The organism is Haloglomus salinum, from assembly GCF_024298825.1.
Lineage (GTDB): Archaea > Halobacteriota > Halobacteria > Halobacteriales > Haloarculaceae > Haloglomus > Haloglomus salinum.
This window is the reverse complement of sequence record NZ_CP101153.1, coordinates 572523-598691: the sequence shown is the minus strand read 5'-3', so window position 1 is coordinate 598691 and position 26169 is coordinate 572523. Positions and strand designations below refer to the sequence as shown.

Genomic DNA, 26169 nt, shown 5'->3' with positions numbered 1-26169 from the left:
GGCGAACAGGTTTTCACGTCCCCGCCCCGGAGTGAGGACATGGACGACGAGACCGCAGGGACGGACGCGCACAGCGAGGCGTCCCAGGGTGACGAGGCTCCCGAAGCCGGCGAGGATGTCGACCCGGGGGAGGTCCCCGACGGCGCCACGGAGAACCACTGGAAACAGCTCGTGCTGGAGATGGAACAGTCCGCCGACGAGCACCGCAAGGCCGGCTGGCGGACCACCGTTCTCCACCCGACTGCCAGCGGCGTCATCGACGACGACGAGCCCGGCGTGGGCGTGGTCGTCCAGCGCGAGGAGTTCGACGGGCTGGACGAGGTCGTCAGCGTCCACGAGATCGACGAGTACGAGGTCCTCCGGGCCGACCTCCCGGGCGAGATACAGTTCCTCACCATCCTCTACAGCGCGGACGCCGAGGTGGCCATCTTCGTCCCCGCGGCGGTCGACGAGGACCGGCTCGAGGGGCTCCGTACCGTGGTCGACGATACGTTCTACACCCACGTCACGCCCCCCGAGGATGACGCCACCGTCTCGTTCACCCACGACGACCCGAGCCTGTTCTTCCCCGGCGCCGGGATGCCACGGACGGCCCGAACCCGCGAGGGAACGCCGGGAACGTCGGACCGGTCGGCGGCCGAGGGGACCGAGACGGACCCCGACGAGGACGCGTAGCTCGGGACTCCTGGCTGGGACGTTCCGTATGCCACCCCGGACTCGTCGCGGAGGAACAGTGCCGGCGGGCCGTCAGTCGTCCGCGCTGGCGGGTTCGTGGTCGCTCTCGTGGTTCGTACCGTCGCCCTCGATCTCGTGGCCACACTCCGGGCAGGTGACGTGGTCGTGTCGGAGTGCCGCCGAGGACTCGCGCACCTCGCGCATCACGTCGCCGATGCGGTCCTCCGCGGCGAGTTCCTCCTCGACGGTCAGCTCGACGCCCTCGACCTCCAGCAGGAACTTCGCGACCTCGGTCACCTCGTACATCAACTCGTCCAGCTCCTCGGCGGTGTAGAAATCACACATCGCGCCGTAGAGGAAGGTCGCGCCGGACTTTCGGACCTTCTCCTTGAACGAGGCCCGCGCCTGGTTCACCGCCTGGGGCGAGTAGGTATCGGTCATGAACGGGACGAGGTGGGGCAGGTTCTCGCCGATTTTCGTCATCTCGACGCCCGTCTCCGTGCGGAAGTCCGCACACAGCCGCGCGATGGCCCACTCCCGGGCCGTGATGTAGGTCCGGTCCCGGAGGAACTCGTTGGCGCGGTCGTAGGTGGCGCCGTCCATCTTCTTGAAGCGGTCGTACTTGCGCACGTCCTCGGGGACGTCCGGCGCCATCGGTGTCGTCGGGTCGTCGGCCGCCTCGACCCGTCGGACCGCCGACTCCGTCGCCCCGGGGTCACGGGGCGTCGGCGCGGTTCCCATCCCATCGACGTCCGGCTCCCCCTCCGGTCGTCCGTCGGCCTCGTCGGTCATACCGTGGCGTGGGGCCCTCCCGGTCAAAGGGGTGTCGGCGGTGTCGGACGGGCCGATGACGACCGACCGACGACCGGCGTCCCGGCCGCGCTCGCCGGCATGGGTGGCGGCATCGCCGGAGCGTGCCACCGACCATGAGGTTGAACACGGCGGCCGACGACCTCCAACCGTGTTCACCCGCCCAGACCCGGACCCGGACCCGGTCGACGCCTCGGTCGACCTCGACCTGGGGTTCACCCTCCCGCACCGCGACGTGGGGTCGACGGTCGAGTGGGCCGCGAGCGAGGGGTTCGACCTCGTGGAGGTACTGCTGGACGGACCACACGCTCGCTCCCGCGCCGATGCCTGGCGCGACCCCCTCGCGGACGCCCTCGACGACACTGGGCTCTCGCTCGTCGTTCACCTCCCGTTCACGCTCGACCTCGGCTCGCCGTTCGGTCCTGTCCGGGACGGGGCCGTCCGCGAGTGCCGGGCCTGTCTCGACCTGGCGGCCGACCTCGGGGCCGAGAAGGCTGTGTTCCACCCCGCCTCGGATGCGTGGGACCTCGGCTGGACCGACACCGAGGTCCGGGAGTTCGTGGTCGACGGGACCCGACGCGTCGTCAGAGCCGCACGGGAGCGGGGCGTCACGCCGGTGCCGGAGAACGTCATCCACGGGCCCTTCGTCGCGCCGGAGTTCGACGACCTGGTCGACGCGCTCGCCGAGGACGGAGCAGCCGACGGCCTCGGAACGACGTTCGACACCGCACACGCAGTTCTGGGGGACCCACCCGTCGAACTGGGCGAGTACGCCGCCGCTAACGCCGACCGCATCGACCACCTCCACCTCTCGGATACCCGCGGTGGCGGTGACGAGCATCTCCCCGCCGGGATGGGCGAACTCGATTTCGCCGGTCTGTTCGCGGCGCTGGACGGCTGGTCGGGTCCCGCGACGCTCGAGGTGGGGACCCGAGACCTCGACAGCATCGCCCTGGGAAAACGGCATGTCGACCGGTTGCTGGGCCGGTAGTCCGCTCCGACTGCCCAGAAGCGAGACGGCGAAGGTGAAGTGTCCCCGACCAGCACCGGCAGACTCCCCGCTGGTGGATGGTATCATTCCATGCTGGCGGGCATTTTTCATCTGTGTGTCGCAGACATCTATAACGCGTGTTATAAATTGTCTGACTAGGTGCTATCTGTGTAATTCGACTTGTCTCCGCCCGAGCTCCAGTCCAGCTACGGTGCGTCCGCCAGCGCCTCCGCGTGGAGCCGTTCGCCCTCCTCGGTGGCGACGGTCAGGTCCGGGACCGGGACCGGTTCGTTGTCCTGGTCGATGGCGACGAACACCATGTAGCAGTTGGTCGTCAGCTCCCGGCGGCCGCTCTTGAGGTCCTCACGGTAGACCTGCGTGCGGACCTTCACGCTGGTCCGGCCGGCGCCGTAGACGTAGGCGTCGATGAACGCCGTCTCCCCGACGGGAACGGGCTGTTTGAAGTTCACCTCGTCCATGTGTGCGGTGACGCAGATCTCCCCGGAGAAACGGACGGCGCTCATCGCACCGGCCTCGTCCATCCACTTCAGGACGTTCCCCCCGTGAGCGGCGCCGAGGTTGTTCGCGTGATTGGGCTGGACCATCCACCGGTTCTGGATGCGTGTGTCGACGAGGTCGGGCATGGCTCCGGATTCGGCGGTGGGGGGTAAAAGACCGTGCCTCCACGAGGAGCGAACCCGTATCGGCGCACGTCTCCCACCGCTCGATTCGATGCCAAAGCATATTTCTGTCGGTCGGGTACGACCCGCAGAATGGCGGCCAACAGAGCCACGGCCCGGCCGCGTCCGGACGGAGATACCGCCGTACGCGTACTGCTGGTAGATGACGATCCGGGGGTGTCCGACATCACGTCGCGGTTCCTCGAGCGAGCAGACGAATCGCTCGACGTCGTCGTGGAACACGATGCGGCCGCGGGGCTCGACCGACTCGCCGACGAGCCGTTCGACTGTGTCGTCTCGGACTACCAGATGCCGGGGACGAACGGCATCGAGTTCCTGGAGCAGATTCGGGCGAGGGGCTCCGATATCCCCTTCATCCTGTTCACGGGGAAGGGCAGCGAGGACCTCGCCAGCGAGGCCATCTCGGCCGGCGTCACCAACTACCTCCAGAAGGAGACCGGGACGGACCACTACGAGGTACTCGCTCGGCAGGTGAAAAACGCCGTCGCGAAGCGCCGGGCCGAAGAGCGTGTCTCGAAACACATGGATGCTGCTCCCGACGGTATCGTCATCGTCGGTACCGACGGGCGGATCCGACGCGCCAACGAGGAGGTTGAGCGGCTGTTCGGCTACGAGGCGACGGAGCTGGAGGGTGAACCCGTCGAGACGCTCGTTCCGGAGCGGTACCGCGAGGAACACGTCGACTACCGCGAGTCGTACATGCGCGACCCGGAGCAGCGACCGATGGGGACCGACCGAGACCTGCACGGCCGGCGCAAGGACGGGACGGAGTTCCCGGTCGATGTCAGCCTCAGCCCGATGGAGATCGCCGACCACGCCGAGATCGTCGCTACCATCCGCGACGCGAGCGACCGTCAACAGCGCGAAGACGAGATTGCGGAGCTGAACCGCATCAACCGGACGCTCCGCGAGACCACACAGGCGGTGGTCCAGGCCGAGAGCAGGGACGATATCGACCAGGTGCTCTGTGAGCAACTGGCCGACTCCGAACCGTACGTGTTCGCGTGGGTCGGGCACGTGACCGAGGACTCGACTATCGTCCCGGCGTCCTGGGCGGGTGTCGACGAGGGCTACCTCGACAGCATCACGGTCACGACCGACCGGAGCGAGACGGGCCTCGGCCCCGGTGGCCGGGCAGCACGCACGCACGAGCCACAGGCCGTCCAGAACATCCTCGAGGACCCCGACTTCGAGCCGTGGCGCGAGGCCGCCCGTGAGCGTGGGTTCCAGTCCTCGGCCGCGGTGCCGCTCGTCTATCAGGAGACGCTGTACGGTGTCCTGAACGTCTACGCCGACCGCCCCGGGGCGTTCGGCGAGCGCGAACTCGCCGTATTCGACGAGCTCGGGACCACCGTCGCCCACGCTATCAACCGCGTGGAACTGACCGACCGGCTCCGCGAGCAGTACCGCGACCTGTTCGAGGAGGCACCGGTCATGGGTGTGCTCACCCGGAACGAGGACGGCACGCCCGTCGTCGACGCCTGCAACCAGCTCTTCCTCGACACGCTGGGCTACGAGCGCGACGAGGTTCTCGGTCGTCCACTCGCGGCGTTCTACACGGACGGCTCCGTGGACGAACTCCTCGACCAGGGGGGATACGACCGGGCCCTGACCGACCAGTTCACCCACGAGGAGCGGGGGCTGGTCACCAGCGACGGCGAGCGCGTTGACGCGCTGCTCCGTGCCGTGCCGCGGCAGGGAGAGACCGGGGAGGTCGTCGGCTCGCTGGCGCTCTACGTCGACATCTCCGAGCGCAAGCAGCTCGAGCGCGAGAACGAACGCCTCGATGCCTTCACCAGCATCGTGAGCCACGACCTCCGGAACCCGTTGAACGTCATCCAGGGGAGCGTCGACCTCGCCGCCGAGAGGTACGACGACGAGAATCTCGACCGCATCGCCGACGCCGCCGACCGCATGGAGCGACTCATCGAGGACCTGCTGACGCTGGCCCGGCAGGGGGAAGCGGTCGGTGAGACCCGCACCGTCGACCTGTCGGCGCTGGCCGAACGCGCGTGGGGGAACGTCGAGACGCCGCGTGCGACGCTCGCGGTCGACCCGTCGACCCCCCGAATCGCGGCCGACCCCGACCGGCTCGCCCAGCTCCTCGAGAACCTCTACCGCAACGCGGTCGAGCACGCCGGCCCGGAGGTCGTCGTCACCGTCGGCCCGCTCGCGGACGGCGGCGGCGGCTTCTACGTCGCCGACGACGGTCCCGGCATCCCTCCCGAGGAGCGTGACTCGGTGTTCGACCAGGGGTACTCCACGAAGGCCGGCGGGACCGGCTTCGGCCTCACCATCGTCGAGACCGTCGCTGCCGCGCACGGCTGGGCGGTGGCCGCGACCGAGAGCGAGACCGGTGGCGCCCGCTTCGAGTTCACCGGCGTCGAGACGCTGAAGTAGGGGTTTCAGAGCTCCTCGTCCGGTGCCGGGATGGACTCGTCCTCGGGCGGGACGCCGTCGTCGCCGTCGAGTTCGAAGGCCTCGCGCAGTTCGCGGATGCGGTCACGGATGTCTGCAGCCAGCTCGAACTCCAGGTTGTCGGCGGCCTCACGCATCCGGTGCTCCAGCGTCTCGACCAGCTCCCGTGCCTCGTCGGGGTCGTCGGCCTCGTACCCCGAGACGCCGCCCGTCTCCGTCTTCGCGCCCGGCAGGTTCGTCTCGCCGACCGCCTTCTCGATGGTGGTCGGGGTGTGGCCGTGTGCCTCGTTGAACTGCTGCTGTATCTCGCGGCGGCGCTGGGTCTCCTCGATGGCCGACCGCATGGAGTCCGTCGTCTCGTCGGCGTACAGCACCACCTCGCCGTTGACGTTCCGGGCCGCGCGACCCATCGTCTGGACGAGCGTCGTCTCCGAGCGGAGGAAGCCCTCCTGGTCGGCGTCGAGGATGGCGACCAGACTCACCTCGGGGATGTCCAGCCCCTCGCGGAGCAGGTTGATTCCGACGAGCACCTGTATCTCGCCGAGCCGCAGGCTCCGGACGAGTTCGTGGCGTTCGAGCGTGTCCGTCTCGTCGTGCATGTACGCCACGTCGACGCCGGCGTCCTCGAGGTACTCGGTGAGGTCCTCGGCCATCCGTTTGGTGAGCGTCGTCACGAGGACGCGCTCGCCCTCGGGCACCGCATCGATGCGGTCCATCAGGTTCTCGACCTGGCCCTCGGCGGGTTCGACGGTCACCTTCGGGTCGACGAGGTGGGTGGGCCGGACGATCTGCTCGACCACCTGCTCGGATGAAGAGCGCTCGTAGTCGCCCGGCGTCGCACTCACGTACAGCGTGCGGTCCGTGCGCTCCTCGAACTCCTCGAAGGAGAGGGGTCGGTTGTCGTACGCCGTCGGGAGCCGGAAGCCGTTGTCGACGAGCGACTCCTTGCGCGCCTTGTCGCCCGCGAGCTGCCCGCGAATCTGCGGGAGCGTCTGGTGTGACTCGTCGACCACGGTGAGGAAGTCGTCCGGGAAGTAGTCAAGGAGGGTGTAGGGGGCCTCGCCGGCCTCGCGGTCCGACAGGTGGAGCGAGTAGTTCTCGATGCCCGAGCAGTAGCCCGTCTCGCGCATCATCTCGAGGTCGAAGGTGGTGCGTTCCTCGATGCGCTGGGCGGCGACGAGGTCGCCCTGGCGCTCGAAGTAGCGTACCCGGTCCTCCATCAGGTCCTCTATCTCGTCGATGGCGCGCTGGAGGCGCTGTTCGGGGATGGAGTAGTGCTCGGCCGGGTGGAACAGGACCGCGGGCTCCTGACTCTTGATTTCGCCCTCCAGAGGGTCGAGCTTCTGGAGGCGGTCGACCTCGTCGCCCCAGAACTCCACCCGGACCGCGTACCGGCCGTACATCGGGAACACCTCGACCGTGTCCCCGCGCACGCGGAAGGTGCCGTTGGTGAAGTCGACGTCGTTGCGCTCGTAGTTGAGGTCGACGAGCTGGGCGAGCAGTTCGTCGCGGTCGATCTCGTCGCCCTCCTCTAGCCGCATCGCCATCTCGACGTAGTTGGCGGGGTCACCCAGGCCGTAGATGGCCGAGACGGAGGCGACGACGATGACGTCGTCCCGGGTGAGGAGCGAGCGCGTCGCGGAGTGGCGCAGCCGGTCGATCTCGTCGTTGATGGAGGCGTCCTTGTCGATGTACGTGTCCGTCCCCTCGACGTAGGCCTCGGGCTGGTAGTAGTCGTAGTAGGAGACGAAGTACTCGACGGCGTTGTCCGGGAACAGGTTGCGGAACTCCTCGTACAGCTGTGCAGCGAGCGTCTTGTTGTGGGCGATGACCAGCGTGGGCTGCTGGAGCTCCTCGACCACCCACGAGACGGTGTTGGTCTTGCCCGACCCCGTCACACCCAGCAGGGTCTGTTTCGTCATGCCGGACTCGTAGCCCGCCACCAGTTCCTCGATGGCGTCGGGCTGGTCGCCGGCGGGGTCGAACGGGGCGTCGACCCGGAACGGGCGTTCGGCCTCGGGCTCGTCGGGCGAGAGGGCGCCGCCCGCTGAATCGCTCATACACGTGGCAGGGCGCGCGCGCACTTGAGCGGCGCGCCCGCGCGGTGGAAGTGGTCGTGGGACGCGGAGGTCGTAGGAGCGGCGGGCGGCGGTCGGTTCTCAGTCGTCGCTGGCGGCGGCGTCCTGCGCCGCGGCGGGCGCGCCGACGCGCCGGTGGAGCGCGAGCGCGCAGGCCAGCGCCACCAGGCCCGCGAGCGTCGCCAGGCCGAACGCGACCTGGTAGCCGAACTCCGTGTAGACGCGCGCGCCGGCGACCGTCTCGCCGGTCCAGTACGCGTCGAGGATGACGCCCATCGCGACCGGGAAGACGGCCGCGCCGGAGAAGCCGATGGCGTTGACGGTCCCGGTGGCGACGCCGGAGGCGGCGGCGCTGTGCTGTTCCTTGACGACGGCGTAGCCCAGCGCGAACGCGCCGCCGAGCGCGCCTGCCGTGAACAGCACGACGCCGACGACGAACTTCGGGGGCGTGCCCAGCGCGAGGATGCCGAACGCGGCGGTGTAGATGACTCCGCCGACGACCATCAGGGCCGTCCGGCGCTCCAGTCGGTCCGAGAGGCGGCCGATGAGCGGTGGGCCGAGCAGGAGGCCGACGCTCCCCGCCAGCGCGTACGTCGAGGCCTCCGTCACGCCGACAGCCGGGTAGTTCTGCACCATGTAGGGGACGCCCCACAGCCCGATGACGGTGAGGTTGACCCCGATCTCGCAGAAGAGGACGATGCCGACGAGCCAGGTGTCGGCGCCGCCCAGGACGCGCTTCGCGTTCGTGAGGACGCCCGACAGCGAGAGGGTCTCGGCCGACGGGACGCCCTTGATGGCGGGCAGGTCGGCGTCGGCCGGCGAGTCCCGCGCGGCGACCGCGACGATGGCGCCGACGACCAGTCCGACGAGGCCCAGGCCGAGCATCGCCTGTCGCCAGCCCGTCCGCTCGACCAGTAGCGCGAGCGGCGTGGTGGCGACGATACCGCCCAGGCCCGCGATGGCGATGGTGACGCCGGACATGGTGGCGAACTCGTCGGGGCGGAACCAGTTCGCGCAGAACCGGAGCGTGGCGATGAAGATGACACTCCCGCCGAGGCCGACGAGCAGGCGCGCGGCGAACGCCGCCGGGAAGAACGGCGCCACCGCGAACGCCACGCCGCCGACGCTCATCACGACGGTGCCGATGGCGGCGGTCCAGCGGATGCCCGCGCGGTCGGCGAGGACGCCGGCGACGACCTGGAGCGGTGCGTAGACGTAGAAGAACGCGGCGTGCAGCGTTCCGAGTTCGGCGGCCGTCGTGTCGAACGACCGTGCGAGCGGGTCGGCCAGGACGGCGGTGGAGAGGCGGTGGACGTTGACCAGCAGGAACGCTCCCGCCAGCACGGCGAACACGAGCCACCGGCGCCGTTCGGGGTCCTTGAGCAGGCTCACAATGACTGCGCTGTGTCCGCTGGATTTGAATAACCCGTCGATGTCCGGTCCGGGGATGGTACATCTCCGGCACCGTGCTGTCGCCTGTGTCGCATCCGTCCGTCCCGCACGGAGGAACCGACCATAGCACCGGACCTTGACAATGTCGGGTTTTTATCAGAACTCTTCGACGTGTGGCCGGAGGTCGAGCTCCAGCGTCCACGTCGAGCGGTCCTGCTGGACGAGCTTCCAGTACTCCTCGGCGATGGCGTCGGGGTCGAGGTACTGCTCGTCGTCGTCCGAGCCGGGCGGCCGGATCATCCCGTCGATGACGACGTGCGCCACGTGGACGCCTTCGGGTCCCAGTTCGCGCGCCATCGACTCGGCCAGCCCGCGGGCGCCGAACTTCGCGGCCGAGAAGCCGACGGCGTTCTCGCGGCCCCGCACCGATGTCGTCGCGCCGGTGAAGATGACGGTGCCGCCGTCGCCGTCGACCATGTCCGCGACGGCTTCCTGCGAGCAGTGGAAGGCCCCCTCGACGTTGACGCCGAGCGCGCGGCGGAACGCCTCGGGGTCCGCATCGAGGAGGCCGTCCCACGCGGCCGCGGAGGCGTGGTTCACGAGGACGTCCACGTCGCCGAACGCCTCGCGGACGGCGCCGAACGCCTCGTGGACGGCGTCGCGGTCGCTGATGTCGGTCGGAATCGCGAGCGCCTCGCCCGCGGTGCTGCCGTCGAGGTCGATGGCGAGTTCGTCGAGGTAGTCCGCGTTGCGCGCGAGCAGCGCGACCTCACAGCCCTCCGCCGCGAACCGACGGGCGAGCGACTCGCCGAGCCCGGGCCCGACCCCGGCGATGACGGTGGTGTGTGTCACGGGGGCGAACTCGGCCGCCCGATGCTTAGCTCTTGGCCGGTCGCGTGTCACCGGCTGGACACAGCAATATGTGGGCGCCACCTTCCGTTGCCGGAACGTTCAAGTTCTAGCTTCGGAATCGTGGTATCGTTTCACACAGTATCATTATGTGAAACCCAGCCCATTGTGTAGGTGTATGCCGGAGTGTCAGAACTGTTCTTCGTTCGTAACGGCAGCATACGCTCGGGTCTTCACACCGAACGGTGTCGAGAGCCCCCGTGTCTGCCCCCGGTGTGAGGATAAGATCCGCGACGGCGCGGACGTACGAGAGGCGCGCTCGACCCGACGAACCTGACCTGATTCTGCGGCCCCCTACTCACTGCGTGCAGCGTCGACCAGCGATAGCGCCGTCTCCCGGAGCGCGTCGGCCCGTTCGGGGTCACGTGCCTCGGCGGTTACGCGGACGAGCGGCTGGGTCCCGCTGGCGCGGAGCAGGAACCAGCCGCCGCCCCGGTCGACGCGGACGCCGTCCAGCGTCGACACGTCGGCGGCGTCGTACTCCGCGGTGACGGTCTCTCGAATCCGCTCCATGACCGCCGTCTTCGCCTCGGTCTCGACGTTCTCGCGGCGGATGGGGTAGGTCGGCACGTCGGCCGCACGCTCGGCCAGCGGTCGCTCGGCGTCGAGTGCGGCCAGCCGGCAGGCCGCGAGCGGGCCGTCGGGACAGAGCGTCTCCTCGGGCCATATCCACGCGCCCGAGGGTTCGCCGCCGAACGCGACGCCGTCCTCGGCCGCGGCGGCCGCGACGTAGACATCGCCCACGGGTGTCCGGACCGTCTCCACGCCGCGCTCGGCGAGGAAGTCCTCGACCGCGAGGCTCGTGTCGACAGGGACAGCCACGGAATCGCCGTCGCTCGCCGCGTCTCCTGCCAGTACCGCCAGGAGGGTGTCGCCGGAGAGGAACTCGCCGTCGCCCGCCACCGCGCGCATCCTGTCGGCGTCGCCGTCGTGGGCGATGCCGAGGTCGGCCTTTCCCTCTCGCACGAGCGTCGCGAGGCTCTCGCAGTGCTCGGGCGTCGGCTCGGAGGGCCGCCCCGGGAACGAGCCGTCGGGCTGGGCGTTGAGCGTCTCGACGTGGCAGCCCAGGTCGGCGAGCGCCGTCGCGGTCACGCCGCCCGCGCCGTTGCCGATGTCGAGGGCGACCGAGCGCTCGCAGTCGTCGACGGCGTCGACCAGCGCGGCGGCGTGCCGGTCGGTCGCGTCTGCTCGTCGCCGGTCGCCGAGCCCGTCCCACGCCGCGAGGTCGGGGTCGTCGGCGCGGACGCGGCCCTCGATCTCCTCACGCAGGGGCCCGTCGAACGCCTGCCCGGAGGGCTGCCAGAGCTTGATGCCGTTGTCGGGTGCGGGGTTGTGCGAGGCCGTGATGGCGACGCCGGCGTCGGCGTCCTCCCACGCGACCGCGCGGCCGACGGTGGGGGTCGCGGCGACGCCGAGGTCGACGACCTCGACGCCGCACTCCCGGCAGCCGGCCGCGAGCGCATCCACGAGGAGCCGCCCCGAGTCACGGGGGTCCCGTCCGACGACGACGCGGTCGCGGTCGCCGAGCGCGCGCCCGACGCGGAGCGCGAGTTCGGCGGTCACGTCCTCGCCGACGGGCCCACGCACGCCGCTGGTTCCGAACATGGCTGGAGACCCGGCCGGGTGCCGTAAAAATATGCTCGGCCTACACCCCGCTTCCGCCCGGATTCAACAGCGGTCACCGGCGCCGTCGGGCGACCACTCGCAACTCGCACCGAGGGTGAGCCCCGCCTCCTCGACGTGCTGGACCAGACAGGCGTAGTTGCAGAACCGCGCGTCGATGCTGGAGCCGGTCCCGTCGTCGCACTCGCAGACACAGACCGGGTCGTGATTCTCGACCGGCGCGTCGCAGTAGGTGCAGGCGGGCATGGTCGCTGGTTCGCTCCGGAACGACTCGAAGCTGTCGCGGGCCCGCGCCGACCCCCCACGCTCGCTGTCGGTGGCTTCTATACCCGCCACCGAGACGCCACGCGCATGAAGTCGAACGACGGGGCGGCAGCGGCCAAGCGCCGGGCCGGCGAATCCGCCGCCGACCGAGTCAGCGACGGCGAGGTCGTCGGCCTCGGCACGGGGAGCACGGCCGCCCACGCCATCCGGGCGCTCGGGCGGGTCGTCGATGGCGGGCTCGATATCCGGGGCATCCCGACCTCCCATCAGTCCCGGGCGCTCGCCCGGGAGGCCGGCCTCCCGCTGACGACGCTGGAGGACGCCACGCCCGACGTGGCCATCGACGGCGCGGACCAGGTCGCGCCGCTCGGGGTCGGTGACGTGACAGGCGACGGGTTCGCCGACGCCGAGGGGACCATCCTCGTGAAGGGCGGCGGGGCCGCACACGCCCGCGAGAAGGTCGTCGACGCGGCGGCAGACCGGCTGCTGGTCGTGGTAGACGAGTCGAAGCTCGCGCCGGTACCCGACCACCCCGTCCCGGTCGAGGTGTTGCCGGACGCCGTCCCGACGGTCGAAACGCGGGTCCGTGACCTCGGTGGTGAACCGTCCCTCCGGGCCGCCGAGCGCAAGGACGGCCCGGTCGTGACCGACAACGGGAACCTCGTGCTCGACTGCGATTTCGGAACCATCGAGGCGGCCGGGGACCTCGCCACGCAACTCGACGCGATACCGGGCGTCGTTGCGCACGGGCTCTTCGTCGACCTCGCCGCCGAACTCCACGTGGGGCTGGTCGACGACACGGTCGTCCACGAGTTCTGAGACTATCCTCGACGACCGCGAGAGATGCGGCTACGGGGTGGAGTGCGCGAAAGAATCGAGAGGGTCGAACCGGTTTACAGGTCGCGCGGCTGGACCGTCTTCCGGTCGTTGGCGTCGGCTCGGCGGGAGGCGTCCTCGAGGAGCTCCTCGACTTCCTCGTCGAGCGCGTCGTAGAAGTCCGAAGCAACGTTCATGTCGTCCAGTGCGTCCTTCACAGCGGCCTTGACGATCAGGTCTGCCATACGGATTCCCGTTGACAGGCCCCCTTTATAATAGTGACTGAAGCCGGGTGGTTTCGCCGCTTCTATCGGCCGTTTTGGGGCCTCTGAAACGCCGAACCGTTACGGTCCAAGGGGGTTTTATATATTCTTTGCGGCTACGGGTCGCCCCGGTCGGGTATCGACGGGCGGAACCGACAGGCACGTCCGCTCGCGCGCGCAGAGGCCGGGTATGCGCGACTTGCTCGAACGGGTCGCTCGCGGTGAGACGAGCCCGGCGACCGCCGAGGCCGAACTCCGTGGGTACACGACGCTCGACGCCGGGCGGTTCGACGCCGCCCGGGAGCGACGGACGGGGATTCCCGAGGGGATTCTCGCCGAGGGGAAGACTGCGCCCGAGGTGGCGGCACTCGCGGCCGCCGCCGTCGAGACGACCGGCCACGCGCTCGTGACGCGGGCCGATACCGAAGACGCGACGGCGGTCCGGCGCGTGCTCGCGGCCGAGGAACCGGATGCGACCGTCGCGTGGGACGAGCGCGGCCGGACGGTCGTCGTCCACGCCCCCGACTACGAACCGCCCGCGCTGTCGGCGAGCGTGGGTGTCGTGACCGCCGGCACGTCCGACGCCCAGCCGGCACGCGAGGCGGTCACGGTCGCCCGTGAGATGGGGGCCGATATCCGGCTCGTCGAGGACGTGGGGGTCGCCAGCATCGACCGGGTACTCGACGCGCTCCCCGAGATCCGCGAGCCGGACGTGCTCGTCGTCGCCGCCGGGCGCGAGGGGGCGCTCCCCACGGTGGTCGCGGGGCTGGTCGACGCGCCCGTCATCGGGCTCCCGGTTGCGACCGGCTACGGCCACGGTGGAGTGGGACAGGCTGCCCTGTCGGGCATGCTCCAGTCCTGCACGCCGCTGACGGTCGTCAACATCGGTGCGGGGTTCACTGCGGGGTCGCAGGCGGGCCTGGTCGCCCGGACCGTCAGCGCCGCCCGGGAGGCGTCCGAGTGACCGCCACGCCGGCCCGCGGTCGGGTGGTGTGTCATCATCTGTCGGGGGAGTTTTACGCATCGGCCACGTACGCTGTGGCACCGGCGAGGGGCCCCTGCCCGAGTCGGTCACCAGCATGCCAAGGTGCGACCACTGCGACGCGCACGTCTCGGACCGGTTCGCGCGCGTGTTCGCCGACGAACGCGGGGATATCCACGCGTGTCCGAACTGCTCGGCGAACGCGGGTATCGCCGAGGTATCGAGAGAGCGCGCACACGAAACACGGTCCTGAACGGGCCGTGGAATCGCGCAGTAACCACAGGGTGCCCTCATCTTATCGGCCCACCGTCGACCCGTGAGTCACTACGCCTATCTGCTGCGCTGTGCCGACGGGACGTTCTACGCCGGCTACACGACGGACCCCGAACGACGCGTCGCCGAGCACGACGCCGGCGAGGGGGCGAAGTACACCCGGGGTCGGACGCCCGTGGAACTGGTCCATCTGGAGGCGTTCCCGGACCGGTCGGCCGCGATGTCGCGCGAGTACGAACTCAAACAGCTCTCGCACGACGCGAAGGCAGCACTGGCCGAGAGCGAGACCGGTGTAGATACCGAACGGACGGAAGAACGCTGACCGCGACGGTCCTCATCGGTCGATATCGAGGTCCTCCTGGATATCCTCCAGGAAGCCGGACTCGGAGAGCTCCTCCAGGCGTTCCTGGAAGTGGTCCTCGCAGAGCCCGACCTTGATGCCGTCTTTCTCGACGGCGAGAGCGGCGTCCTCGTCGCAGTAGTGGCACTGCATACTCGACACTGCGGTGGCTGTCCGTTTCAGTGCTACGGGTCCGGCAACCGGACCCGAACCCGTTCCCACTCCGACCGCTCCAGCCCGGCTCGGCCGAACTGGTGGTCGTGCGCGTCGCTGCCGCCGGTCGCCAGCAGGTCGTTCGCGTCCATCGCCGCCTCCACGGCAGAAACCTCCGGGTCGAATCCGTAGGGGTAGTACCGCTCTACCGCGTCGAGGGCCGCCGTCAGCTCGAGTGCGGCTGCGGGGTCCTCGTACCGGAACGGGTGTGCGAGGCCGACCAGCGCGCAGGCCCCGGCCAGTACCTCCCGGCCGGCCTCGAACGTCGGGATGTCGCGCGCGACGTAGCAGGGTTGGTCCTCGCCGATGAGGTCGTCGAACACCTCGCCGAACTCGTACTCCGTGGCTGCGGCGACGGCCCTGGCGACGTCCGGCCGGCCGAAGCCCGGCTCGACGGTCACGTCGAGGTCGATATCGAGGTGGTTCTCGACCCGCTCGACCATCGCCCGGCCGCGCTCGACCCGGTCCCGCTGGAGGTGGTCGACGAGGTCGGCCAGCGCCGGCGTCTCGCGGACCCCGTACCCGAGCAGGTCGACGCGCCCCGCGGGACTCTCGACCCGGAGCTCGATGCCGTGGACGACGGTCACGCCGTCGCGCTCGGTTACGGAGGCGTCCAGTCCGGGGTGGAGTCGGTCGTGGTCCGTCACCGCGACCACCTCGACGCCGGCCCGACGAGCGGCTGCCGGTACCTCGGCCAGCGTCATCTCCCCGTCCGAGTTCGTCGTGTGCGTGTGGAGGTCCGCGACGACCATACGACAGGTCCGGTGGGGCGACGCAAAAGTCCCTGCCTGGCATGAGTAGTGTTCACGCACGCCGTGGCCTAGTATATCATTATCTTCCTTGTAGATTGCTGGAGTCGTTTGTAGAGAACATTTATGAAGGTCTCGGAGTAGAGTGCAGGTACGATGCGCTTCATGAACGACGTGGACGAGAAGATCGACGCCCACTCCTACCCCGCGACGACCGAGGAACTGGTCGAGGCGTACGGGGAACTGGAGCTGGAGACGGTCGACGGGACCGAGACCTTCGGCGAACTCATCGCGCTGCTGGGCGAGCAGACGTTCGACGACGCCGAGGAGGTCCGTCTCACCGCCTACTCCGCGCTCTCGGAGGAGGCCGTCGGTCGCGTCGGCTACTCGGACCGCGATGCCCCCGGACTGGGCGAGAGCGGGCACGAGCAGGTTTCCTTCTAACGCACCTTTTTTTGCGCTCGGGTGTCCTCGGCGCGGCTTCGCCGCGCCTGCGGCACCACTCGCGCAAAAAATCTGCACCAAAAAAGCCGGCCTCCGCGCGCTTCGCGCGCTCCGGCCGGAGAACCGCGCTCGCTGCGCTCGCGCGGATGCAGAGACATACTCAATCGATTCCCATATGCTATGATATATGGTGGCCTGAGGTGCTACGTCGAGTATTGTATCTGAACTCGAATCGTATCGGGTTTGTTGTCTGCTACGAATTCCTCCCCGACCTCAGGTTCAAGTACGAGAATGCGACCAGACGCCCCGTGACCTGACGTGCCATCGCGAGGCGGGCAGATGGGGCGCGAGCCCCGAGCGCGGGCCGGAATCGACCGGGCCGCGGAAAGCGTGCGGTCCGTCGCCTCGCGTGCCGGAGGACCTGCCTGTTCGCCCCCTCCGAGTCACTCCTCCATCTCGACACTGTGCTCGGCGAGGAGTTCCTCGAACCGCTCCTGGTCGACGATTGGGACGTCGTTGGCCGCGGCGTCGTCCTGCTTGCTGGCACCCGGATTCGAGCCGGCCACGAGGTAGTCCGTGTTCCCGGAGACGCTGCTGGTGGCGTTGCCGCCGTGGCGCTCGACGAGGTCCTGAGCCTCGCCTCTGGTGTAGCCATCGAGCGAGCCAGTGAACACGAATGTGAGGCCGTCGAGTTCGTCCCCGGTCTCGGTCTCGGCTTCCTGTGGCTCGACGCCGCGATCGCGGAGGGCGTCGACCACCGCGCGGTTCCGCTCGCTCCGGAAGAACTCGTAGATCTCCTCGGCGACGATGGGGCCCACGTCGTCGACGGCCTCGAGTTCCTCCTCGGAAGCGTCTATCACCGCGTCGAGCGTGCCGAAGTGGCGCGCGAGGTTCGTGGCCGTGGTCTTGCCGACCTCCGGGACGCCGATGGCGGCGAGGAAGTCGGCCAGCGGCGGCTCCGTCGCGGCCTCCAGTTCCGTGACGAGGTTCTCGGCGCTCGTCTCGCCCCACCCCTCCAGCTCGGCCAGTTCCTCGACCGTGAGGTCGTACAGGTCCGGGATGCCCTCGACGAGTCCCTCCTCGATGAGCTGCGCGACCATCTTCTCGCCGAGCCCCTCGATGTCCAGCCCGGCTCGGGCGGCGTAGTGCTGGACCGCACGCTGGAGCTGTGCCGGACAGGCCAGCCCACCGGTGCAGAACGCGTTCGGGCCGTCGCGCTCGACGGCGCTGTCACACGCGGGACAGTGGTCGGGGAACTCGAAGTGCCCTGCCGACGAGGACTCCGTCACCTCCTCGACGTACGGGATGACGTCACCCGCACGCTGGATGCGGACGCGGTCGCCCACATCGACGCCGAGGTCGGCGATCTGGTCGGGGTTGTGGAGGGTCGCTCGCGAGACGGTGACGCCACCGACCTCGACGGGGTCGAGCATCGCGACCGGCGTCAGTCGCCCCGTCCGACCGACCTGCACGGCGATCTGACGGACGGTCGTCTCCTCGGTCCGTGCGGGGAACTTGTAGGCGAACGCCCAGCGCGGCGCCCGCGACGTGGCCCCCAGCGCCTCGCACGCCGCGCGGTCGTCGAGTTTGATGACGGTCCCGTCGACCTCGTAGGAGAGGTCGTCGCGCTCGGCGAGCAGCCGGTCGCGGTAGTCCAGCGCGTCCTCGATGGTGTCGACCTGCTCGACCTTCGCGCTCGTCTTCAGCCCCCACTCCGGGAGCTGACGGACCTGCTCGGTGTGGGTCTCGAAGTCGGCACTCGACTCGAGGACGTCGAAGAAGAAGCAGTCCAGTGGCCGCTCGGCGACGGTCGACGGGTCGAGCTGCCGGACCGTCCCCGCGACGGCGTTCCGCGGGTTCGCGAACGGCTCCTTCCCCTCGGCGACCCGCTCGGAGTTGTACGCCGAGAACGGGCCGCGCGGCATGAACAGCTCCCCCCGGACGGCCAGGTACTCCGGCGGGTCGCCACGCAGCCGCTGCGGGATGGAGCCGACGGTCCGGATGTTGGCGGTGATATCATCCCCCTCGTACCCGTCGCCGCGCGTCGCCGCGCGTTCGAGGTTGCCGTCCTCGTAGACGAGTTCGACGGAGATGCCGTCGAACTTCGGCTCGCAGACGTAGGTCACCTCGGCTTCGATATCCGCGTCGGCCAGTCGGTCCCGGACTCGGCGGTCGAACTCCCGGACCTCGTCGGGGTCGCCCGAGGAGGCGATGGAGAGCATCGGCGCGACGTGCTCGACGGTCTCCAGTTCGTCCAGCGGCTCTCCCCCGATGCGATTCGTCGGCGAGTTCGTCGCATCGAGGTCGAACGCGGCCTCGAGTGCCTCCAGCCGGTCGAACAACTGGTCGTACGTCCGGTCGTCGATAGCGGGGTCGGCCTCGACGTAGTAGCGCTGGTCGTGGAAGCGGATGGCCTCGCGGAGTCGCCGGGCCTGCTCGACCGCTGTCTCCTGGTCGAGGTCGTCGACCGGCTCGAAGTCGGTCGGTGGGTCCCGGAGGTAGGGATTGTCGTCGGCTGCCTGCGCGGCGTCGCTCATTGGACGCTGCTACGATTCCCCCCGGCAAAAAGCCCGGCTCACCGGAATCCACGCTCGACGGCCGTTCGGCGAAACCGCTCGACTGTGACTCCCCGCGACCACTTCCGCCCTGCATCGCGAAACTTCTTACCCGGTGGCGCACAACCCACCCTAATCCGATGGACCGCCCGGACAACACCGAAATCATCGACCGGTTCCTGGAGTTCTACCGGACCTACTGCGCCGACGACATCGGCCAGCTGGCCCAGGCCTACCCCAACGACCGGAAGTCGCTCTACATCGACTGGCAGGACCTCTACCGGTTCGACCGCGACATGGCCGAGGACTACGTCGCCCAGCCCGGCCAGATGCAGGACTACGCCGAGGAGGCGCTCCGGCTCTACGACCTGCCGGCGGACGTGAAGCTGGGAAACGCCCACGTCCGGATGACCAACCTCGGGGACTCGACGGGTATCCGCGACATCCGTGAGCGCCACCACGGGAACCTCATCGCCGTCCAGGGCACCGTCAACAAGGCCACGAGCGTCCGCCCGAAGCTGCGCGAGGCGGCCTTCGAGTGCCAGCGCTGCGGTACCCTCTCGTACATCCCGCAGCACTCGGGTTTCACCGAACCCCACCAGTGCGAGGGCTGCGAACGACAGGGGCCGTTCAACATCAACTTCGAGCAGTCCGAATTCGTCGACGCCCAGACACTGCGGGTCCAGGAGTCGCCCGAGGGCCTGCGCGGCGGGCAGACGCCCGAGGCCATCGACGTCAACATCGAGGACGACATCACCGGCGAGGTCACGGCGGGCGACCACGTTCGGGTCACGGGTATCCTCCGGCTCGAACAGCAGGGCAACCAGCAGGAGAAGTCCCTGATGTTCGAGAAGTACATGCAGGGCGTCTCCGTCGAGGTCGAGGACGAGGAGTTCGAGGAGATGGACATCACCGAGGAGGACAAACAGGAGATCATCGGACTCTCCAACGACCCCGACATCTACGAGAAGATGGTCGCGTCGATGGCGCCCTCCATCTGGGGCTACGAGACCCACAAGAAGGCCATCATTTTCCAGCTGTTCTCCGGCGTGACGAAGCGACTCCCCGACAATTCGCGGATTCGGGGTGACCTGCATATGCTCCTGATAGGCGATCCGGGTACGGGTAAGTGCCTCGACGGCGATACGAGAGTGACTCTCTCGGACGGCTCCGAGCCTCGGATTCGGGACCTCGTGGAGTCGAACCTCGACGATCCGAAGCCGGTCGATGACGGGGTCTGGGACGATGTCGATATGGAGGTACCGTCGATGGCCCCCGATGGTTCTCTGGGGACACGGCGGGCAACGAAGGTCTGGAAGCGGGAGGCACCAGAGCGGATGTACGAGCTCACGACCGAGAGCGGTCGAGAACTGACGGTGACGCCGTCACACCCGCTGTTCGTCGCCCAGGACGGGAATGTCGAGGCCGTTATCGCCGACGACCTAACCGAAGGAGAGTTCGTCGCGACTCCCGCTTCCCTCGAAACCGCGGGACACGACGAACTGGATGTCTCCTACCGCCGGTCGCGAGCGAACAACGCTGTCAGACTCGACCCGCCGGAAGAACTGCAACCGTGGTTTGCACGGCTTCTTGGCTACATCGTTGCAGAAGGACACATACAGGACCACGATTCAGGAAGTGGAACGCTGTACGTCACGAACAACGACCGGGAGATCCTCGATGATGTTCGGCAGGCGCTCGAACGACTCGGCCTCAATCCCACCGAACGAACCCCCCACAAGGGCAAGGATGCGAACGAAATCGTTTGCTCGTCCAGCGAACTGGTGAGTTTCTTGGGGGGACTCGAACCGGCTCTGCTCAAGAACTCCGCTGAACAGCGAGTCCCGGAACCGATCCACCGAGCGACGAGCCCAGTAACCCGAGCCTTCCTCCGTGCCTACATCGATGGCGAGGGGACCATCTCACCGAAGCAGCGGTCGGTGGTCACCGCCTCGATGAGTCGTTCGCTACTGGAGGACGTTCGCAGCCTGCTGCTCTCGTTCGGCATCGAATCGCAACTCCATGGGCGTGAGAACGGGAGCTACCGGCTTCGTATCAGCGGTGACGATTTCGACCGTTACGTGTCCCAGATCGGCTTCGTCACCGGCCGCAAGCGTGCTGCCGCAGAGGAGATGACTGGCGGCTCGTCGAACCCCAATCGTGACGTCGTTCCTGTCGCAGGTGAACGACTCCGGAGCGTTCGAGAGGGGCTGGGACTCACACAGGCCGATTGTGGGCTCCCTCGGTCGACCTACCAGCATTACGAGCGTGGTGACCGGAATCCGAGCAGAGCGAGCCTACGAACTGTTCTGGATTCCTTCGAGTCTGCCGAGGGGGCTGCTGCCGTCGCCGATGGTGGTACCGATATCGAAGCAGAACTGGGAGCGCTCTCCGCGCTGGCGAGTGACGACCTCTCTTGGGACCGTATCGAGTCGATCAACGCCGTAGAGCCAGCCGAGGAGTGGGTGTATGACCTCGAAGTTGAGGGGACACACAACTACCTCTCGAACGGGGTCGTCTCACACAACTCACAACTCCTCCAGTATGTCAAGAATATCGCACCACGTTCGGTTTATACTTCAGGGAAAGGGAGTTCTGCGGCAGGTTTAACAGCAACAGCGGTGAGAGACGACTTCGGCGAAGGTGATCAGTGGTCCCTCGAAGCTGGCGCACTCGTCCTTGCGGACAAGGGTATCGCGGCCATCGACGAGCTGGACAAGATGGACGCCGGTGACCGTTCAGCCATGCACGAGGCGCTAGAGCAGCAATCTATTAGCGTAGCCAAGGCTGGAATAAATGCCACTCTCAAGTCTCGCTGCTCGCTGCTCGGCGCCGCGAACCCCAAGTACGGTCGCTTCGACGAGTACGAGTCCATCTCCGAGCAGATCGACCTGGAGCCGGCGCTCATCTCCCGGTTCGACCTCATCTTCACCATCACGGACAAGCCCAACGAGGAGGAGGACCGCAAGCTGGCCCGGCACATCATCGAGACGAACTACGCGGGGGAGCTGAACACCCACCGCAACAACGTGCCGACCTCGAACGTCTCGGAGGAGCAGCTACAGGCCGCGACCGAGGACGTGGAGCCGGCCATCGACGCAGACCTCCTCCGCAAGTACGTCGCGCACGCGAAGCGCTCCTGCTACCCGACGATGACCGACGAGGCCCGGAGCGCCATCGAGGAGTTCTACGTGGACCTGCGCTCGCATGGCGAGGGGGAGGACGCGCCCGTGCCCGTCACGGCCCGGAAGCTGGAGGCGCTGGTGCGGCTCGCGGAGGCGAGCGCCCGGGTCCGGCTCTCTGACACCGTCGAGCAGCAGGACGCCGACCGCGTCATCGACATCGTCCGCAAGTCGCTGGAGGACGTGGGGATGGACCCCGAGACCAACGAGTTCGACGCGGACATGATCGAGGCGGGCCACTCGAAGAGCCAGCGCGACCGCATCAAGGGCCTGAAGGCCATCATCCAGGAGCTCGAGGACGAGTACGAGGAGGGGGCCCCGTACGACGAGGTGCTGGAGATGGCCGTCGAGAACGGGACCGACCGCGACAAGGCCGAGCACGAGATCGAGAAGCTGAAACAGCGCGGTGAGGTGTACGAGCCGTCGCAGGGGCACCTCCGGACGACGTGACCGCCGCGCCCGGTCCCCGGTTACGGCGACCATAAGCAAGGCCCGGCGCCACCCAGACCACGGCCATGACGAACACGAGTCGGTCGCCCGCTGCTCTCTCGCCCCCTCGCGGCGTCACGGGCCCGGGGGGGACACGCGAGTGATACGGCTGTTCGGTGACGACTCCGGCCGACTCGAGGCGTTCCGGTCGATCGTCGACGCCGACCGGCTGAAGCGCGTCGGGGTCGTCACCTACTTCTCGGTCTATCTGGCCATCGCACTGGGCGGCTGGCAACGGCTGGTGGCACTCACACAGCAGTTGCCGGCACTGGTCCGGCCGCCTGCGCTCTCTCAGTTGCACGTCCTCCTCGGACTGCCCCGGAGCGTCGCGTGGGGGCTCGTGAGTCTCTCGGTCACGTTCCTCACGGTGGGGCTCGTCGTGTCGGTCCAGTGCTATCGGTCCCGCAGTGATGCCCCACCCAGTCTCGCCGACATCAGCGGCCGGTCGTGGCGGGACCGGGTGCCGACCGTCCGTGACATCCGTGGTGGCCTCTCTGGGCGCGCTCGTGTCCGCGACCGCCTCCCGGCCGCGCCTGCCCTCGAGAATCAGCTCCCCGACGCTCCCGGCCTCCCGCCTGTCCGACCGCCCGGCGGTGGCGACCCCGACATCCGTGTCTGTGACGCCTCGCTCGCAGTGCCGGTCGCGTCGCTGTCGCTCCCACAGTCTGGCCCCGGCACGCGCCGTCCACCGATAATGGTCCCCGAGAGCCACGCTGTCGCCGAAGGCGTCCCGGGGCTGGCGGCCGGTCCTGTCTCGGGCGCCGATGCCGACGGTTCGGAACGGGCGGACGGCGGTCCGGGGGTCCCCGTCCCGGACGTGCTGGACCCCGAGGAGACGCTGGGACGCGCGACGCCGGGCGAGTGTATCGGCCGTCGCGACGCTCCGGCGGAGACGGGTGCCACCGAGGAGAGTGGAGATACCATGATGGACGCAGCCGACGGTGGCGAGAACGCTGTCGAGGGTCCCGATGCGGAGGTTGCGTGGCCCGACGGTTGGCGGCGTGGCGACGAACTCTGAGGGGCAGTCCACGGAGTTTCCCGGCTCCTGGCGGGGCGCCAGTTCTCGAGACGAACAGAATCGGTAAGTGGCCCATCCACCGATACGTGAATCCATGGACCGCATCTCCGCGCTCCGGAACGTCGAGGACGCGCTCCGCGAGTTCGAGAACGGCGAGTGCGACCTGTCGACGCTGGAGCGCCGCGTTCGGGGGACGGTCCGGACGTACGCGACCCAGTTCGAGACCGACGGCACGGCCCCCTACGGCGTCACCGGGGACGACGCCGAGGTCGTGGTCGTGGCGAGCGACCCCGCCGACGCCCGGGCCCGGGCCCGGCGGCTGGGCGACATCGAGGGGGACCTCGGGGTCGAACGGTTGGACTGACGGGCGGGTTCAGTCCTGTCCGGGGGGCGTGGGGCCGTCACAGCCGGCCTTGATGTCGGGACAGTCTCTGACCTGCTGGTTTCGTGTCGTGAAGTCGCGTGCCGAGCGGTAGTAGAACGAGAGGCGGTCGCGCCAGCGGTCGTCGGCCAGCAGCCGGTCGTCGGCGTCGTGGAACCCCTCTTCTCCGGGATGCTTGAGATAGCGGTCGAGCCACGCGAGCGAGTAGTGGTCGGCCATCGGGTTGCCAAAGTCCCAGGAGGTGGTCGGGAAGGTGGGGATGAGCGCCCACTCGTAGTGGGTGCCGCCGCGGACGTTCACCTGGTAGGTGTCGACGCCGGCCTCGCTCCAGGCCGCCTGGGCGGTCGCCTTCGCGTCCTCGTTCGGTGGCTCCGTCTTCGGTTGCGGGGTGAGTCCATAGTCCGCGGACTGGCCCATCGCGGGGACGCGGGGCCGGACCTCGAAGCCGGCGAGCGACTCGCCTGGCGCCGTGAGGTTGTCCCACGCCACCGCGGCGTCGACGGGGTTGGTGTCGTCGACGGTACCGGGCCAGTCCTCGTCCGGGATACCCTGGACGACGCTGACGCCGGTCGCGCCCAGCGAGTGCCCGACGATGCCGAGTCGCGAGCGGTCCAGCCGGTCGTGGAAGGGGTTGTACTCCGCGACGGGGGCGGGTACCGCGCCGGGAGCCTCGGTGTTGTGGGGGTAGCGGTTCTCGGGCGTCGAGCGGAAGAGGTCGATGGCGTCGACCTGGTTCGTGACGAAGACGGTCGAGTTGGCGTTCGTGCCCAGTGTCCCGTCGGGCGTCGCCGTGTCCGAGCGTCCCTGGCCGCGCGGGTCGTAGGTCATGACCACGTAGCCGTTCCGGGCGAGCGTGTCCGCGAACCACCAGTACAGCGTCTGGGAGGCCTGCACGGAACCGTTGGTGATGACGACGCCGGGGAGGTCGCCGCCGGGGTCGCTGTCGGCGGGGGCCCAGACCCACCCGGAGAGCCGGGCGCCCCCGGCGTCGCTGTCGAGGCCGGAGTCGTGGAAGACGACGCGCCGGCGCTCGACGCCGTCGTAGGAGTGCTGCTCCTCGTAGGTCGTCCCAATGGGGTAGCCGAACGGGTCGCCCGTGCACTGCTCGGCGTACTCCTTGCAGAGGTTACCCTCGCTGTTCCAGCCGGGTTCCTCGACCGTGCGTGTGCGGAAGTCGGCGATGTTCGTGGCGCTCTGGGTCTGCCAGCGCTGCTGGAACGCGGGGTCCTCGGCCTGCTCGCGCGGTGCCTCCTGTGTCTTCGCGTAGTTGGCCTGCTCGCGCTGGAACCACGCGGCGGAGGGGTACTCGGGGTCGTCGCTGCCGTCGGTTGCGGCGCTCGCCGTGCCAGCCATCGTGACGACGCCTGCCGCCGTCGCACCCGCAGACCGGAGGATGCTCCGGCGTGAGAGGCCCGTGCTCTCGCTCTCGCCCCCGGTACCGGTACCGTCGGCCGTCTCTCGTGGTCCGTCGTGCTTGTCCATGGCGGGGATGCGGAGCGTCCCTCCCTGACGTTGCTGGCGTCTGTAGCGGGTCGTTTATATCGACCATCGGCTCGGGCGCCCCGCGGTCACACCACAACCCTCAGTAGCGCGCCCCTGCCACTCCGGGCATGGAACTCGGCGTCATCGGACTCGGTCGGATGGGACGTATCGTGGTCGACAGGGTACTCGACGCGGGGCACGACGTGGTCGCGTTCGACGTGGACCCCGAGGCGGTGGCGGACGCGGCCGACGCGGGCGCGGAGCCGGCCGAGTCGGTCGACGACCTCGCCGAGCGCCTCGGTGACGAAAAGCGCGTCTGGCTGATGGTGCCCGCGGGCGACGCCGTGGACGCCGCGCTGGACGACCTCGAACCGCACGTGAGCGGCGAGGACGTCGTCGTCGACGGGGGGAACTCCCACTTCGAGGACTCCGTGCGGCGCGCGGACGCGACCGAGGCGGCGTATCTCGACTGTGGCACGTCGGGTGGCCCCGCCGGGGCCGAACTCGGCTTCTCGCTGATGGTCGGCGGCCCGGCGTGGGCGTACGAGGAGCTGACGCCGGTCTTCGACGCGGTGGCGACGGGGCCCGCTGGCCACGACCGGATGGGTCGGTCGGGGTCGGGCCACTACGTGAAGATGGTCCACAATGGCGTCGAGTACGCGCTGATGCAGGCGTACGGCGAGGGGTTCGAGCTGCTCCACGAGGGGCGCTACGACCTCGACATGGAGTCGGTCGCACGGACGTGGAACAACGGCGCGGTCATCCGGTCGTGGCTGCTGGAGCTGTGCGAGGAGGCGTTCCGCGAGGAGGGCAACGAGCTGGGTGACGTGGCCGACCACGTCGCGGGCGGCTCGACGGGGACGTGGACGGTGCAGGAGGCACTCGCACAGGAGGTCCCGATGCCGCTGGTGTACGCGGCGCTGTCCGAGCGGTTCAACAGCCGGGCGACGGGCGACGGCGAGGGGCGGTTCTCCCGGAAGCTCGCGAACCGCCTGCGCTACGGCTTCGGGCGGCACGAGGTCGCGCGCCAGGAGTAGTCCCGCGAGCGCTCGGTCGATAGATTCCCCACACGTCGGGCGCGGGCAATCACAACGGCTTTGAAGCGCCTTTCCCAACCGCG

25 protein-coding genes are annotated in these 26169 nt (G+C 68.8%); 13 read left to right on the top strand and 12 right to left on the bottom strand.

What is annotated here, in order from left to right:
• Positions 1-39 precede the first annotated feature (39 nt).
• Complete coding sequence (locus tag NL115_RS02900; RefSeq protein ID WP_254831719.1) at positions 40-675, top strand: DUF7529 family protein; 636 nt, start codon at positions 40-42, stop codon at positions 673-675.
• A gap of 72 nt (positions 676-747) precedes the next feature.
• Here the strand turns inward: NL115_RS02900 and NL115_RS02895 are convergent, their stop codons facing one another.
• Positions 748-1467, bottom strand: coding sequence for a DUF5806 family protein (locus NL115_RS02895; protein ID WP_254831718.1), 720 nt, complete (start codon positions 1465-1467; stop codon positions 748-750).
• Between the two features lie 169 nt (positions 1468-1636).
• Here NL115_RS02895 and NL115_RS02890 point away from each other — a divergent pair, with 169 nt between their 5' ends.
• On the top strand, positions 1637-2476 hold the full coding sequence (locus NL115_RS02890; RefSeq protein WP_254831717.1) for a sugar phosphate isomerase/epimerase family protein: 840 nt from the start codon (positions 1637-1639) through the stop codon (positions 2474-2476).
• A gap of 206 nt (positions 2477-2682) precedes the next feature.
• On the opposite strand, the gene NL115_RS02885 is transcribed toward NL115_RS02890, so the two are convergent.
• Positions 2683-3120 (bottom strand): acyl-CoA thioesterase, encoded by a 438-nt coding sequence (locus tag NL115_RS02885; RefSeq protein ID WP_254831716.1) that lies wholly within the window; start codon positions 3118-3120, stop codon positions 2683-2685.
• A 129-nt stretch (positions 3121-3249) separates the two neighbouring features.
• On the opposite strand from NL115_RS02885, the gene NL115_RS02880 reads away from it, so the two are divergent.
• On the top strand, positions 3250-5577 hold the full coding sequence (locus NL115_RS02880; RefSeq protein ID WP_254831715.1) for a hybrid sensor histidine kinase/response regulator: 2328 nt from the start codon (positions 3250-3252) through the stop codon (positions 5575-5577).
• Positions 5578-5582: 5 nt separating this feature from the next.
• Here NL115_RS02880 and uvrB read toward each other — a convergent pair whose 3' ends face one another.
• The 3 genes from uvrB to NL115_RS02865 all read right to left on the bottom strand — a co-directional run bounded on the left by uvrB (position 5583) and on the right by NL115_RS02865 (position 9917).
• Positions 5583-7655 carry an excinuclease ABC subunit UvrB gene (uvrB, locus tag NL115_RS02875; protein WP_254831714.1) on the bottom strand — a complete coding sequence of 691 codons (2073 nt, stop codon included), beginning with the start codon at positions 7653-7655 and terminating at the stop codon, positions 5583-5585.
• A gap of 99 nt (positions 7656-7754) precedes the next feature.
• Entirely contained in the window at positions 7755-9065 is a 1311-nt protein-coding gene (locus tag NL115_RS02870) for an MFS transporter (RefSeq protein WP_254831713.1), read from the bottom strand.
• Between the two features lie 156 nt (positions 9066-9221).
• Positions 9222-9917, bottom strand: coding sequence for an SDR family NAD(P)-dependent oxidoreductase (locus tag NL115_RS02865; RefSeq protein WP_254831712.1), 696 nt, complete (start codon positions 9915-9917; stop codon positions 9222-9224).
• Positions 9918-10092: 175 nt separating this feature from the next.
• Between NL115_RS02865 and NL115_RS20760 the strand changes: the two genes are divergently transcribed.
• Positions 10093-10251, top strand: a complete 159-nt coding sequence (locus tag NL115_RS20760; RefSeq protein ID WP_434084007.1) for a DUF7563 family protein — start codon at positions 10093-10095, stop codon at positions 10249-10251.
• A 17-nt stretch (positions 10252-10268) separates the two neighbouring features.
• On the opposite strand, the gene glmM is transcribed toward NL115_RS20760, so the two are convergent.
• Complete coding sequence (gene glmM, locus NL115_RS02860) at positions 10269-11579, bottom strand: phosphoglucosamine mutase (RefSeq protein WP_254831711.1); 1311 nt, start codon at positions 11577-11579, stop codon at positions 10269-10271.
• A 63-nt stretch (positions 11580-11642) separates the two neighbouring features.
• Positions 11643-11933: a hypothetical protein gene (locus NL115_RS02855; RefSeq protein WP_254831710.1), complete on the bottom strand. Its 291-nt coding sequence runs from the start codon at positions 11931-11933 to the stop codon at positions 11643-11645.
• 15 nt (positions 11934-11948) lie between these two features.
• Here NL115_RS02855 and rpiA point away from each other — a divergent pair, with 15 nt between their 5' ends.
• Entirely contained in the window at positions 11949-12680 is a 732-nt protein-coding gene (rpiA, locus tag NL115_RS02850; protein WP_254831709.1) for a ribose-5-phosphate isomerase RpiA, read from the top strand.
• A 74-nt stretch (positions 12681-12754) separates the two neighbouring features.
• On the opposite strand, the gene NL115_RS02845 is transcribed toward rpiA, so the two are convergent.
• Positions 12755-12922, bottom strand: coding sequence for a DUF1931 family protein (locus NL115_RS02845; RefSeq protein WP_254823250.1), 168 nt, complete (start codon positions 12920-12922; stop codon positions 12755-12757).
• Positions 12923-13130: 208 nt separating this feature from the next.
• On the opposite strand from NL115_RS02845, the gene larB reads away from it, so the two are divergent.
• From larB to NL115_RS02835, 3 genes are all read left to right on the top strand, one after another.
• Entirely contained in the window at positions 13131-13904 is a 774-nt protein-coding gene (larB, locus tag NL115_RS02840) for a nickel pincer cofactor biosynthesis protein LarB (protein ID WP_254831708.1), read from the top strand.
• A 115-nt stretch (positions 13905-14019) separates the two neighbouring features.
• Positions 14020-14175: a DUF7563 family protein gene (locus NL115_RS20755; RefSeq protein ID WP_276258265.1), complete on the top strand. Its 156-nt coding sequence runs from the start codon at positions 14020-14022 to the stop codon at positions 14173-14175.
• 63 nt (positions 14176-14238) lie between these two features.
• Complete coding sequence (locus NL115_RS02835) at positions 14239-14517, top strand: GIY-YIG nuclease family protein (RefSeq protein WP_254831707.1); 279 nt, start codon at positions 14239-14241, stop codon at positions 14515-14517.
• Positions 14518-14529: 12 nt separating this feature from the next.
• Here NL115_RS02835 and NL115_RS02830 read toward each other — a convergent pair whose 3' ends face one another.
• Both NL115_RS02830 and NL115_RS02825 read right to left on the bottom strand, forming a co-directional pair.
• A complete protein-coding gene (locus NL115_RS02830) occupies positions 14530-14688 on the bottom strand; it encodes a DUF6757 family protein (protein WP_254831706.1) in 159 nt (52 codons plus the stop codon).
• A 32-nt stretch (positions 14689-14720) separates the two neighbouring features.
• Positions 14721-15500 carry a PHP domain-containing protein gene (locus NL115_RS02825; protein WP_254831705.1) on the bottom strand — a complete coding sequence of 260 codons (780 nt, stop codon included), beginning with the start codon at positions 15498-15500 and terminating at the stop codon, positions 14721-14723.
• A 153-nt stretch (positions 15501-15653) separates the two neighbouring features.
• On the opposite strand from NL115_RS02825, the gene NL115_RS02820 reads away from it, so the two are divergent.
• On the top strand, positions 15654-15941 hold the full coding sequence (locus NL115_RS02820) for a DUF5789 family protein (protein WP_254831704.1): 288 nt from the start codon (positions 15654-15656) through the stop codon (positions 15939-15941).
• A gap of 443 nt (positions 15942-16384) precedes the next feature.
• Here NL115_RS02820 and ligA read toward each other — a convergent pair whose 3' ends face one another.
• The gene (gene ligA / locus NL115_RS02815; protein ID WP_254831703.1) at positions 16385-18478 is read right to left on the bottom strand and encodes an NAD-dependent DNA ligase LigA; all 2094 of its coding nucleotides are present in this window, start codon (positions 18476-18478) and stop codon (positions 16385-16387) included.
• A gap of 158 nt (positions 18479-18636) precedes the next feature.
• On the opposite strand from ligA, the gene NL115_RS02810 reads away from it, so the two are divergent.
• From NL115_RS02810 to NL115_RS02800, 3 genes are all read left to right on the top strand, one after another.
• Positions 18637-22128, top strand: coding sequence for an LAGLIDADG family homing endonuclease (locus NL115_RS02810; RefSeq protein WP_254831702.1), 3492 nt, complete (start codon positions 18637-18639; stop codon positions 22126-22128).
• Positions 22129-22267: 139 nt separating this feature from the next.
• Positions 22268-23185 carry a hypothetical protein gene (locus NL115_RS02805; protein WP_254831701.1) on the top strand — a complete coding sequence of 306 codons (918 nt, stop codon included), beginning with the start codon at positions 22268-22270 and terminating at the stop codon, positions 23183-23185.
• Between the two features lie 94 nt (positions 23186-23279).
• Positions 23280-23549 carry a DUF7854 family protein gene (locus tag NL115_RS02800; RefSeq protein ID WP_254831700.1) on the top strand — a complete coding sequence of 90 codons (270 nt, stop codon included), beginning with the start codon at positions 23280-23282 and terminating at the stop codon, positions 23547-23549.
• 9 nt (positions 23550-23558) lie between these two features.
• Here NL115_RS02800 and NL115_RS02795 read toward each other — a convergent pair whose 3' ends face one another.
• Positions 23559-25049, bottom strand: a complete 1491-nt coding sequence (locus tag NL115_RS02795; RefSeq protein WP_254831699.1) for an alpha/beta hydrolase family protein — start codon at positions 25047-25049, stop codon at positions 23559-23561.
• A 128-nt stretch (positions 25050-25177) separates the two neighbouring features.
• On the opposite strand from NL115_RS02795, the gene NL115_RS02790 reads away from it, so the two are divergent.
• Positions 25178-26086: a decarboxylating 6-phosphogluconate dehydrogenase gene (locus NL115_RS02790; protein ID WP_254831698.1), complete on the top strand. Its 909-nt coding sequence runs from the start codon at positions 25178-25180 to the stop codon at positions 26084-26086.
• The last annotated feature ends 83 nt before the right edge of the window (positions 26087-26169 follow it).

Coding starts and splice junctions, on each gene's coding strand:
- NL115_RS02900 (WP_254831719.1), top strand. CDS start 40: ATGGACGACGAGACCGCAGGGACGGACGCGCACAGCGAGGCGTCCCAG.
- NL115_RS02895 (WP_254831718.1), bottom strand. CDS start 1,467: ATGACCGACGAGGCCGACGGACGACCGGAGGGGGAGCCGGACGTCGAT.
- NL115_RS02885 (WP_254831716.1), bottom strand. CDS start 3,120: ATGCCCGACCTCGTCGACACACGCATCCAGAACCGGTGGATGGTCCAG.
- NL115_RS02880 (WP_254831715.1), top strand. CDS start 3,250: ATGGCGGCCAACAGAGCCACGGCCCGGCCGCGTCCGGACGGAGATACC.
- uvrB (WP_254831714.1), bottom strand. CDS start 7,655: ATGAGCGATTCAGCGGGCGGCGCCCTCTCGCCCGACGAGCCCGAGGCC.
- NL115_RS20760 (WP_434084007.1), top strand. CDS start 10,093: ATGCCGGAGTGTCAGAACTGTTCTTCGTTCGTAACGGCAGCATACGCT.
- glmM (WP_254831711.1), bottom strand. CDS start 11,579: ATGTTCGGAACCAGCGGCGTGCGTGGGCCCGTCGGCGAGGACGTGACC.
- rpiA (WP_254831709.1), top strand. CDS start 11,949: ATGAAGTCGAACGACGGGGCGGCAGCGGCCAAGCGCCGGGCCGGCGAA.
- NL115_RS02845 (WP_254823250.1), bottom strand. CDS start 12,922: ATGGCAGACCTGATCGTCAAGGCCGCTGTGAAGGACGCACTGGACGAC.
- larB (WP_254831708.1), top strand. CDS start 13,131: ATGCGCGACTTGCTCGAACGGGTCGCTCGCGGTGAGACGAGCCCGGCG.
- NL115_RS20755 (WP_276258265.1), top strand. CDS start 14,020: ATGCCAAGGTGCGACCACTGCGACGCGCACGTCTCGGACCGGTTCGCG.
- NL115_RS02830 (WP_254831706.1), bottom strand. CDS start 14,688: ATGCAGTGCCACTACTGCGACGAGGACGCCGCTCTCGCCGTCGAGAAA.
- NL115_RS02825 (WP_254831705.1), bottom strand. CDS start 15,500: ATGGTCGTCGCGGACCTCCACACGCACACGACGAACTCGGACGGGGAG.
- NL115_RS02820 (WP_254831704.1), top strand. CDS start 15,654: ATGCGCTTCATGAACGACGTGGACGAGAAGATCGACGCCCACTCCTAC.
- ligA (WP_254831703.1), bottom strand. CDS start 18,478: ATGAGCGACGCCGCGCAGGCAGCCGACGACAATCCCTACCTCCGGGAC.
- NL115_RS02810 (WP_254831702.1), top strand. CDS start 18,637: ATGGACCGCCCGGACAACACCGAAATCATCGACCGGTTCCTGGAGTTC.
- NL115_RS02800 (WP_254831700.1), top strand. CDS start 23,280: ATGGACCGCATCTCCGCGCTCCGGAACGTCGAGGACGCGCTCCGCGAG.
- NL115_RS02795 (WP_254831699.1), bottom strand. CDS start 25,049: ATGGACAAGCACGACGGACCACGAGAGACGGCCGACGGTACCGGTACC.
- NL115_RS02790 (WP_254831698.1), top strand. CDS start 25,178: ATGGAACTCGGCGTCATCGGACTCGGTCGGATGGGACGTATCGTGGTC.